Annotated in this window: 10 protein-coding genes; 5 read left to right on the forward strand and 5 right to left on the reverse strand. The window is 63.4% G+C overall.

Annotated features, from left to right (window positions below):
• Positions 1-96 precede the first annotated feature (96 nt).
• From EN885_RS09610 to EN885_RS09620, 3 genes are all read left to right on the forward strand, one after another.
• On the forward strand, positions 97-1005 hold the full coding sequence (locus EN885_RS09610) for a hydrogen peroxide-inducible genes activator (RefSeq protein WP_127289278.1): 909 nt from the start codon (positions 97-99) through the stop codon (positions 1003-1005).
• A 187-nt stretch (positions 1006-1192) separates the two neighbouring features.
• A complete protein-coding gene (locus tag EN885_RS09615; protein ID WP_127289276.1) occupies positions 1193-1717 on the forward strand; it encodes a hypothetical protein in 525 nt (174 codons plus the stop codon).
• A 255-nt stretch (positions 1718-1972) separates the two neighbouring features.
• Positions 1973-2839 (forward strand): haloacid dehalogenase type II, encoded by an 867-nt coding sequence (locus EN885_RS09620; protein ID WP_128241317.1) that lies wholly within the window; start codon positions 1973-1975, stop codon positions 2837-2839.
• Between the two features lie 186 nt (positions 2840-3025).
• Here EN885_RS09620 and EN885_RS09625 read toward each other — a convergent pair whose 3' ends face one another.
• The 5 genes from EN885_RS09625 to hisS all read right to left on the reverse strand — a co-directional run bounded on the left by EN885_RS09625 (position 3026) and on the right by hisS (position 9115).
• The gene (locus tag EN885_RS09625) at positions 3026-3445 is read right to left on the reverse strand and encodes a VOC family protein (protein WP_128241318.1); all 420 of its coding nucleotides are present in this window, start codon (positions 3443-3445) and stop codon (positions 3026-3028) included.
• 123 nt (positions 3446-3568) lie between these two features.
• Positions 3569-5341, reverse strand: a complete 1773-nt coding sequence (locus tag EN885_RS09630; RefSeq protein ID WP_095483583.1) for an AMP-binding protein — start codon at positions 5339-5341, stop codon at positions 3569-3571.
• A gap of 289 nt (positions 5342-5630) precedes the next feature.
• The gene (hisG, locus tag EN885_RS09635) at positions 5631-6326 is read right to left on the reverse strand and encodes an ATP phosphoribosyltransferase (RefSeq protein ID WP_095483582.1); all 696 of its coding nucleotides are present in this window, start codon (positions 6324-6326) and stop codon (positions 5631-5633) included.
• Entirely contained in the window at positions 6323-7444 is a 1122-nt protein-coding gene (locus EN885_RS09640; RefSeq protein ID WP_127204603.1) for an ATP phosphoribosyltransferase regulatory subunit, read from the reverse strand. The genes hisG and EN885_RS09640 overlap by 4 nt, the downstream gene beginning before the upstream one ends.
• Positions 7445-7615: 171 nt before the next feature.
• Complete coding sequence (hisS, locus tag EN885_RS09645; protein ID WP_127204604.1) at positions 7616-9115, reverse strand: histidine--tRNA ligase; 1500 nt, start codon at positions 9113-9115, stop codon at positions 7616-7618.
• A gap of 215 nt (positions 9116-9330) precedes the next feature.
• Here hisS and EN885_RS09650 point away from each other — a divergent pair, with 215 nt between their 5' ends.
• Positions 9331-9585 (forward strand): hypothetical protein, encoded by a 255-nt coding sequence (locus tag EN885_RS09650; protein WP_095483579.1) that lies wholly within the window; start codon positions 9331-9333, stop codon positions 9583-9585.
• Positions 9586-9665: 80 nt separating this feature from the next.
• Positions 9666-9869: hypothetical protein (locus EN885_RS33845; RefSeq protein WP_206616817.1), on the forward strand; the 204-nt coding region annotated here is incomplete at its 3' end.

Below are 9869 nucleotides of genomic sequence, written 5' to 3' on the forward strand. Positions count from 1 at the left end.
GGCCTTGAGCCACGCCATTCTGGAATGGTTCCAGACTAGGCCGCATTGCCGATAAAAACAAATTGCCTTTCCTGTTTGTCGCGATAGGTTTTCCTTATGATTGGTCTCACTGTCCGGCAGATGCAATATTTCGAGGCGCTGGCGCAGACGCTGCATTTCGGCCGCGCCGCAAAGCTCGCCGGCGTCAGCCAGCCGGCGCTGTCTTCGCAGATCGCCGAGATGGAGCTGCGGCTCAACTGCCGGCTGTTCGAGCGCGGCGGCAAATCGGTTCGGATGACCGACGAGGCGCAGGCCATGCTGCCGCGCATCGAGCGTATTCTTGCCGATATCCGCGAGATCGAGACCACGGCCCGGCGCGGGCGTCCCGCCATGGAAGGACGCTTCCGGCTCGGCATAATCCCGACGGTGGCGCCCTATCTCCTGCCGCATGTGCTGCCGGAGCTGAGACGGCATTTTCCGGCCTTGCAGCTCGAATTGCGCGAAGCGGTGACCGCATCGCTGGTCGAGGACACCGCCTTGGGAAAGCTCGACGCCTTCATCGCAGCCCTTCCCCTCGATCAGCCAGGGCTGATCACCGAGGCGCTTTTCTCCGACCGGTTCTTCCTTGCCGTGCCGGCCGGCGATCCCGCCTTCGCCTCGCCGCCGGTTCCGCCGGAAAGCCCGGCGCTGGAAAGGCTGATGCTGCTGGAGGAAGGCCATTGCCTGCGCGAACAGGCGCTTGCCGTCTGCGGCAGCGTGCGGCCGGTGGCAATGGCAAGCTATGGCGCGACCAGCCTGACGACGTTGCTGCAGATGGTGGCGCACGGGCTCGGCGTCACGCTCATCCCGGAAATGGCGGCAGGACCGGCCAGCACTATCCCCGATTTGAAGATCGTGCCTTTCCAGGAGCCAATGCCGCAGCGCACGATCTGCCTCGCCTGGCGGCGCAACAAGGTCCGCCACGACGAATGCGTGGAACTGGCGAAGATTATTCGCGGGCTGGATGCGGCGGTGCTGGCGGCCTGAGGCGAAGTGTAGTGTAGTATCTGGCGGAAAGTCTGCTGGCCCATCGCTGGCACCCGCTCGAGTCCGCTCGGCCTGAGAACCCCAACTTAATCAAATCCCCGTGAATTGCACCGAACGCCCGGAACCGCCGACGCGCATCCCGCATTGGTCTTATGGAGGAGTCTGCGTTCCAGAAGGGAGCAGTATCATGGCTTACCGTGATTACATCCATACACCAGTGACGCCGCGCGACATCCGATGGGGACTCCAGCAGGGGGCCGTTGCGGGTATTGTCGCGGGTCTCGTCTTTGCGGCGTTCGAAATGACGGCGAGTGCGTTCATGATGGGGGCGGAAGCGTTTTTCATGCCCCTGCGCATGATCGGCGCCATCGCGCTTGGACCGGAAGCTCTCGATCCCGGCTATTCGCTCCTGACGGCCAGCATCGCTGGCGTGATCGTCCATATGATCCTGGCTATCGTCTATGGGATCGTGTTCGGGGAGATTGCCGCAATGCTGCGAGGGTCAGCCGCATTCATTGGTCTCGGCAGCGTCTTTGGCCTCGCCTTGTGGCTCGTCAATTTCTATGTGATCGCGCCGACCGCATTCCCCTGGTTCCTGCAAGCAAGCCCGGTCGTGCAGTTCATCGCCCACACATTCTTCTTCGGTTCCGTCCTTGGCTGGTTCCTGTGGAAATCGCACGAGAGAAGCGGACTCGAAGGACCGGCGGTTTAGACTTTGCCAACGCCGACCTGGCGCCGTCGGATTGAAAGCGGAATGACAGCGGTGGTCACCGGCGCCTCTGCTCGCCCGCCACAGCGCGCTCAGCCAGTTGACAGCGGAAATCGAAAGCAAGGGTGGCGAGGGCCTCGCCTTCGCCGCCGATGTTTCCGACGCACTCAAGGTATTCGCAGCGGCCGATAGATCGAATCAGTACTGGGAGGCCGACCGACTGGCAACCGCTCACTGTCATGTCCGGCGATCTGGGTCATGTCCGACGATCTGGCGCTGAAAACAGCGGACGGCTGGCTGCTTTACAACGATCAGGCTTTCACGCATTTCGACTATTTCAAGCGGCAACAAGATCGATCCCTCTTACCGCGACTGACGGACCACCAGACCGACGAGCATGGAGAGCTAAAAGTGACGAAAGTTGAGGTATTGTTCTTCGACGTCTTGGGAACCGTTGTCGATTGGCGCGGCAGCATAGCGGCGGAGGCGAGTTCGTTTCTTAAGCGCCATGACGCCCTGCATATCGACGCCGGTGCTTTTGCCGATGCTTGGGTTGGACGCTATGACCCATCGGTTGAAGCCGTCCGGTGTGGTCAGCGGCCCTTTGTCCCGCTCGATCTGCTCAATATGGAGAACCTGGAAGCGTGCCTGAAGGGGTTTGGGCTGACGCCATCGGCTTTTCCGAGCGCCGAACTGGAAGACCTCAATCTGGCCTGGCACCGCCTCAAGCCGTGGCCGGATTCGGTGGAAGGCCTCTCCAGATTGAAGGAACGCTTCATCGTCGCGCCGCTGTCCGATGGGAACACCCGACTTCTGGTGGACATGGCAAAACATGCCGGGCTGCCATGGGATACGATCCTGGGCGCTGATGTCTCCGAGACCTATAAGCCGATGCCACAGGTGTATCTTCGTGCCTGCGAGCTGCTGGGCGTGGAGCCGAACAGAGCGATGCTGGTTGCCGCCCACGACTACGATCTGGACGCCGCGCGTCGATGCGGATTGAAGACGGCATATGTCGTTCGCTCAAATGCGCACGACCCGTCGAAGGCTGCCGCCATCGAGCCGCTCGGTGGTTGGGAATACATGGCAAATAACTTGACCGAACTTGCTGCGATTCTGAAGTAGGTTGCGAGGGCGCGTTCCGGCAGCCGGTAGCAAAAGGCCGCGTTGTCCGCGAAGCGGACAAACTTCCCGACCCAGACAACAACACGCCACGAAACGTTCCCAACGGGGAGCGCCCCTCAAGCAGTCGTCGCCGTCGCAAGTCCGAGTTCTTCGACCACGGGTTGTTGGGGGCTCCTGCAGGCCCAGTTAAGCCTCGTGCATCCAGGGTGCATAGGAGATGCCGACGATCGCTCCTTCAATTGTTTGGAGTCGGGCGACGGCCTGGCCCCAGGGTTCGGTGCGTACGCCATGGAGCAGGTCATACCCTTTTTCCTGAAGCTCCTGCGCGGCGGCAGCGACGCCGTCCGAGTCCTCGACTTCGAACTCGATACAGGCTTGCGGTATCGGCCGATCCGTCGGCCACTCGCGTGTGCCAAAGCACGCTTCGGCAGCCTGCGAGAGCGGCCATACGCCAAAATGCTTGCTGCCGCCGATGCTCTCGCTGAAGTAGTACTCATCGCCCTCGTGGCGCTTGAGCGGCAAGTCCAGCACGTCGATGAAGAGCTTGCGGCTCTCGGCTGGATCCGGCGCAACGATGGCCATACTCGAAATGAACAAGACCTTCATTTTGGACACTCCATCCTGACGGCAATTCTATTGCTGATTTGGCCAGATCGCGGTGACCGAACCCCGCCTTGGAATCGTGGGCGCGTAACGGCCGCTTGTGGCGCGACGCGGCACCCCGCTCCTTTACGCCGTCTTCGCCGCCACCAGCCCCAGCTCCTCGACCATCGCCTTGCGCATGAGAAATTTCTGCGGCTTGCCGGTCACCGTCATCGGCAATTCGGTGCGGAAGCGGATGTGGCGCGGGATCTTGTAGTGGGCGATCTGGTCCGTACAGAAGGCCTTGATCTCCTGCTCGGTGGCGATCTGGCCGGGCTTGAGCACGATCCAGGCGCAAAGCTCCTCGCCATATTTCGGGTCGGGAATTCCGAACACCTGCACTTCCCTGACCTTGGGATGGCGATAGAGGAATTCCTCGACCTCTCGCGGATAGACGTTCTCGCCGCCGCGGATGACCATGTCCTTGACCCGGCCGACGATGTTGCAATAGCCCTCGGCATCGATGGTGGCGAGGTCGCCTGTGTGCATCCAGCCATCGGCGTCGATCGCCTCGCGGGTCTTTTCGTCGTCGTCCCAATAGCCCTTCATCACGGAATAGCCGCGCGTGCAGAGTTCGCCCGGCGCGCCGACTGCAACGGTGGCGCCGTCGGCATCGATGGCCTTGACCTCGACATGGGGGTGGACGCGCCCGACCGTCGAGACGCGCCTTTCCAGAGGGTCGTCGACGCTGCTCTGGAACGAGACCGGGCTGGTCTCGGTCATGCCATAGGCGATGGTTACCTCCGCCATGTGCATCATCGACACCACCTTCTTCATCACCTCGATCGGGCACGGCGAGCCGGCCATGATACCAGTGCGCAGGCTGGTGAGATCGAACGCCTCGAAATCCGGATGGTCGAGCAGGCCGACAAACATGGTCGGCACGCCGTAAAGACCGGTGCAGCGTTCGCCCGCCACCGCTTTCAGTGTGGCGCCGGCATCGAACCCCTCGCCTGGGAAAACCATGGCGGCGCCCTTGGTGACGCAGCCGACCGTGCCCATCGACATGCCGAAGCAGTGATAGAGCGGCACCGGGATGCACAGCCGGTCGTCGGCGGTCAGCCTGATCGCCGAGGTGACGAAATTGCCGTTGTTGACGATGTTGTTGTGGGTCAGCGTCGCGCCCTTGGGCGCGCCTGTCGTGCCCGAGGTGAACTGGATGTTGATGGCGTCGCCGGGCTTCAGCCCCTCGGAGATCCGGTCGAGGCTGTCATGCTCGTCGCGCCCGGCCATCGCCAGCACATCGGCGAAATTGAACATGCCGGGCGAATTCTCCTCGCCCATGCGGATGACGATCTTCAGCGCCGGCAATTTCTTCGCGTCGAGCTTGCCGGGCGTCGCTGTCGCGATCTCCGGCGCCAGTGTCTCGATCATACCGAGATAGTCGGAGCTCTTGAATTCGGCTGATGTGACCAGCGCCTTGCAGCCGACCTTGTTCAGCGCATAGTCCAGCTCGACCAGCCGATAGGCTGGGTTGATGTTGACCAGGATAAGGCCGATGCGCGCGGTGGCGAACTGCGTCACCAGCCATTCCCAGCGGTTGGGTGACCAGATGCCGACCCTGTCGCCTTTTGCCAGGCCGAGCGCCAGGAAGCCGGCGGCCAGCGCGTCCACCGTGTCTGAAAGCTCGCTCCAGGTGAAGCGCTTGTCCTGCTCGACGAAGACGGCGGCATCGAGCGTGCCGTATTTGCTGACGGTGTCAGAAAGCAACGCCGGGATCGTCTGCTGCAGCAGCGGCACGGTGCGCTCGCCCGACACATGCGCCCTGCCGTCTACCGGCGCGACAAACGAGGCGCCATTGCGCGGGCGGCGGCTGCGCAGATTGGTGGCATTCTTCAACTCGTCGAGATTGATCGGCATCGCCGTCTCCTCCGCAGGCGACCGAGTCTATCAGCCTGCCGGGATGGTGGAAATCCCGTCGATGGTATGGCCGGAGCTTCGAAGTCAGGTCGCGCCGCCAAGTCGGTTCGGAGTCCGGTGAGGATAGCTCCGGAAACAAAAAACCCGCCTCGACGGCGGGTGGCGGCGCAAATCAGCACCATGCGGAGTTTGGTAGCATAAGTGCCGGCACAAAGCAAGAGCAAATATGCTCTGCCCCAGGACGATCCTTCCCACCCCTCTGCCGCAGCTCCCCACAAGGGGAAGAGATTTACGCCACCGAAGCCATCTTCGCGGCGATGTCGCGCAACACTGCTTCATCCGCAGCCGCACGCGTCTTCCTCGATGAAACAAGGCAGGCCTGCGAGCGCAGGATGACGCCGTCGGCCAGCACCTTCAGATGGTTGGCGCGCAGCGTCGAGCCTGATGTGGTGATGTCGACGACGACATCGGCCAATCCCGCCGCCGGCGCGCCTTCGGTGGCGCCCAGGCTTTCGACGATGCGATAGACCTGGATGCCGTGCTTTTGCGAAAAGAATTGCTGGGTCAGCCGCCAGTATTTGGTGGCGATCCTGAGCCGCCTGCCGTGGCGCTGGCGGAAATCGGCGGCGACGTCGTCGAGATCGGCCATCGTGTCGACATCGAGCCAGATGTCGGGCACCGCCACCACGACATCGGCGTTGCCGAAGCCGAGGCGGGCGACGATTTCGGCGCGCGCCTCCCAGTCGGCGAGGCTTTCGCGCAACAAATCCTCGCCGGTGATGCCAAGATCGACCGAGCCCTGGCCGATCTCGCCTGCGATTTCGGACGCCGACAGGAACGCCACCTCGACGGCTTCCTCGCCTTCGATACGGGCGCGGTATTTGCGCTCGTCACCGGGCAGGCTGACGGCGAGCCCGGCCTGAGCCAGCATCTCCAGCGCCTGCTCCTTCAGCCGACCTTTCGACGGGATCGCCAGCGTGATCATTGCGCCGGCTCCCGCAACGCTTCGATGCGGTCGAGCCAGACGGAAAAGCCGACGCCGGGGATCGGCGTTTTCGCGCCGAGCAGTGTCAGCAGCCGGTCATAGCGGCCGCCGCCGGCCAGCGGCCGGTCGCCGTCTTCCGCCGCGATCTCGAACACCAGACCGGTGTAGTAGTCGAGCGGGCGGCCGAAGGCGGCATCGTAGCGGATTTTTTTGACTGGCAGGCCATGCGCTTCGATCGCCTTGGCGCGGGCCGCGAAACTGTCCAGCGCCGCTCCCAGCGAGAGACCAGAACCGGCCGCGAAGGTTTCGAGCGCTTTTGCTGCGCCGTCGAGCGGCACGTCGATCGCCAAAAAAGTCTTCAGCGCCGAAAACGCCTCGTTCGACAGCCGCACGCTGCGTAACGCGGCCTTCTCGATCAAGCGCCGCGCAATGTCGGATGGCGAGCGCCCGGCCGACGCCGACAGGCCCGCCTGCTCCATGCCGCCGGCGATGTGCGACGAAAGCCCTTCCAGATTGCCATCGAGGACGAGGGCAGCGACCGCGCCGGCGAGCTGGCCGTTGCGCGGCGGATTGGCGAGGTCGGCAAGTGCTGCCTCCAGCATCGCCGCCGAACCGAAGGCGCGGGCCAGCCGCATGCGCCAGCCGCGCGGCAGGCCGAGGGCTGCCAGCACCGCTTCGAATATGGTCTGGTCGCCGAGCGTGACCGCCAGAACCTGACCCGGCAGCACCAGGGAAAGCAGCGCATGTGCATCGGCCAGCGAGCGGGCATCGGCTTGCGGCATATCACGATCGCCGAGATCCTCGATGCCGGCCTGGAAAAACTCATTGCCGCCCTCGCGGCGCTGGCGAAACACCTCGCCGAGATAGGAGTAGCGGCGCGGCGTGCCGGCCTGGCTGGCAATGTGGTCGAGGCAGACCGGAATGGTGAATTCGGGCCGCAGGCAAAGCGTCTGGCCGGTTTCGCTTTCGGTGAGAAAAATGCGGCGGCGCAAATCCTCTCCGGCCATGTCGAGGAACGGGTCGGCCGGCTGCAGCACGGCAACCTCGACCGCATGCGTGCTGCGCGCGGCGAAGAGTTTTGCGATGTCTGATGCGATGGCGGGATAGCGGGAGGTCATGGCAGGCGCCCTTCCCTTCTCCCCCTGTGGGAGAAGGTGGATTGGCGCGCAGCGCCAAGACGGATGAGGGGTGCTGGACGGAGTGGTGGCGTTGAGTTTCTTCCAACACCCCTCATCCGACCGAGCTTCGCTCGGCCACCTTCTCCCACAAGGGGAGAAGGGAGCGGCGCCCTACTTGCCACGCGCCCGCTCCTCGGCCTGCGCCGCGAGTATCTTCCTCACCTCGCCAACCAGCTCGCTCTCCGCCACCGTCACCTGCGCCGGGCGCGCCGCGCGCCATTCGGCGTTGTCCACAATCTCCGCCGACATCCGTGCGCCCTCGATCAGGTCCTTGATCTGCACCTCGCGCTTGGCGCGCTCGTCGCCGCCCTGGATGATGGCGACCGGGCTGCCGCGGCGGTCGGCATATTTGAGCTGCGCCTTCATGCCGGCGCCGCCGAGATACATTTCGGAGCGGATACCGGCGGCGCGCAGTTCGGCGACCATCTTCTGGTAGCGGCCGAGGCTTTCGGTGTCCTTGTCCATGGTGAGCACGACGACCGGAGCGATGACATCAGAGGTGTCGAGCTTGCCGAGGTTCTTCAGCGCGGTCATCAGCCTGGAGACGCCGATGGAAAAGCCGGTTGCCGGCACCGGCTCACCACGGAAGCGCGAGACGAGGCCGTCATAGCGCCCACCGCCGCCGACCGAGCCGAAGCGCACGATCTGGCCATCCTCATTGGGGATTTCAGCCAGAAGCTCGGCCTCGTAAACCGGGCCGGTGTAGTATTCTAGGCCGCGGACGACGGAACGATCCATAATTATGCGGTCTTCGCCATATCCAGCTGCCCTTACCAAGTCTTCAATGATTGATAGTTCGGCAACGCCTTCGTTGAAGGACTGGCTGGCTTTCACCGTGGAATCCGGGTGCCCTAAATCACCTAGCTCAGGCTTCGCCGTAGCGTAAAGAACGGCCTCAGCTTGAACGTTGTCCAGCCCGGCGCCCTTGGTGAAATCACCGCTCTCGTCCTTGCGTCCGGTGCCAAGCAGTAGGCGCACGCCTTCGACACCCAATTTATCCAGCTTGTCGATCGCCCGCAGCACGGTCAGCCGGCGTCCGATGTTCTCGTCGCCACCAAGGCCGATCGCCTCCAGCACGCCGTCCAGCACCTTGCGGTTGTTGACCCTGATGACGTAGTCGCCGCGCTTGATGCCGAGCGCTTCCATCACGTCGGCCATCATCATCGCCATTTCGGCATCGGCCGCGACGCCCGGCGTGCCGACCGTGTCGGCGTCGAACTGCATGAACTGGCGGAAGCGGCCGGGACCGGGCTTTTCGTTGCGGAACACCCAGCCGGAGCGATAGCTGCGATACGGCTTCGGCAGCCTGTCATAATTCTCGGCGACGAAACGCGCCGTCGGCGCGGTCAGGTCGTAGCGCAGCGACAGCCACTGGTCGTCATCGTCCTGGAACGAGAACACGCCTTCGTTCGGCCGGTCCTGGTCAGGCAGGAATTTGCCCAGCGCATCGGTGTATTCGATCAGCGGCTGCTCGACGGGCTCGAAGCCGTAAAGCTCGTAGACGCCACGGATCGTCGCCATCATCTTTTCGACAGCGCGGATGTCGTCGGCGCTGCGGTCGGCAAAGCCGCGCGGCAGCCGCGCTTTCGTCTTTTCCGATTTGTCGGCCATGGCATGGGTACTCGGTGTTTCGTGGCGCTCCGTGGATCGGCAAAACTCCTGAACTCCACAGCGCGGGTGTCCTAACCGATGCAGCCGGGAGCGGCAAGCGTTTGCACGTTTCCTGAAACAAACCGGACCCAAAACGAAACAATTCCGCCATAAGCGCGGCATCGTGCCGACACAATCGCAGCCGATAAAGCGCGCCGAAACAAGGGGTTCGGGCCATGACCACGGCACGGCAATTCGATATCATCGACAGTGGCGCCCGCGAGCTGCCCGCTCGTTTGCGGCCGGCCGACGGCCATGCGCCGAGACCGGCAGGCCAAACGGCGGGACCATTCGAGGTCGCGGCGGACGAGCGCAAGGGACCGACCATGCGTGATGCGCTGGTGACCAGCCTGCTGGTGATCTATCCGGCTTTTGCCACGCTTGCGGCCATTGTCGCCGGACTTTTCCTGGCCGGCGCCAGCGGCGCTTGAGTTTTTGAGTGCCCCTTTCCTTCTCTCCCTGTGGGAGAAGGTGGCCGAGCGAAGCTCGGTCGGATGAGGGGTGTTCCAGCTTGGCTGCGACAGCACTCCGTCCAACACCCCTCTTCCGTCTCGGCGCTGCGCGCCGATCCACCTTCTCCCACAAGGAGACCTTTGCACAGAAGCCGAACGGTGATTCTGTGGTGAAGGTTGGAGCAGGGAGATTCGGGATGGCGGATCGTGTTTTGGGTCAGTTGAGTCTGGCGGACGGTCTGGCGGCGTCGGATGAGACGATT

This window comes from Mesorhizobium sp. M6A.T.Cr.TU.014.01.1.1 (assembly GCF_004022765.1).
In the GTDB taxonomy this organism is placed as follows: domain Bacteria; phylum Pseudomonadota; class Alphaproteobacteria; order Rhizobiales; family Rhizobiaceae; genus Mesorhizobium; species Mesorhizobium mediterraneum.

What these genes read in the sequence shown, in the direction of transcription:
- EN885_RS09640 (WP_127204603.1), bottom strand. Translation starts at nt 7,444, where the DNA reads ATGACCTCCCGCTATCCCGCCATCGCATCAGACATCGCAAAACTCTTC.
- EN885_RS09610 (WP_127289278.1), top strand. Translation starts at nt 97, where the DNA reads ATGATTGGTCTCACTGTCCGGCAGATGCAATATTTCGAGGCGCTGGCG.
- EN885_RS09625 (WP_128241318.1), bottom strand. Translation starts at nt 3,445, where the DNA reads ATGAAGGTCTTGTTCATTTCGAGTATGGCCATCGTTGCGCCGGATCCA.
- hisG (WP_095483582.1), bottom strand. Translation starts at nt 6,326, where the DNA reads ATGATCACGCTGGCGATCCCGTCGAAAGGTCGGCTGAAGGAGCAGGCG.
- hisS (WP_127204604.1), bottom strand. Translation starts at nt 9,115, where the DNA reads ATGGCCGACAAATCGGAAAAGACGAAAGCGCGGCTGCCGCGCGGCTTT.
- EN885_RS09650 (WP_095483579.1), top strand. Translation starts at nt 9,331, where the DNA reads ATGACCACGGCACGGCAATTCGATATCATCGACAGTGGCGCCCGCGAG.
- EN885_RS09620 (WP_128241317.1), top strand. Translation starts at nt 1,973, where the DNA reads ATGTCCGACGATCTGGCGCTGAAAACAGCGGACGGCTGGCTGCTTTAC.
- EN885_RS09615 (WP_127289276.1), top strand. Translation starts at nt 1,193, where the DNA reads ATGGCTTACCGTGATTACATCCATACACCAGTGACGCCGCGCGACATC.
- EN885_RS09630 (WP_095483583.1), bottom strand. Translation starts at nt 5,341, where the DNA reads ATGCCGATCAATCTCGACGAGTTGAAGAATGCCACCAATCTGCGCAGC.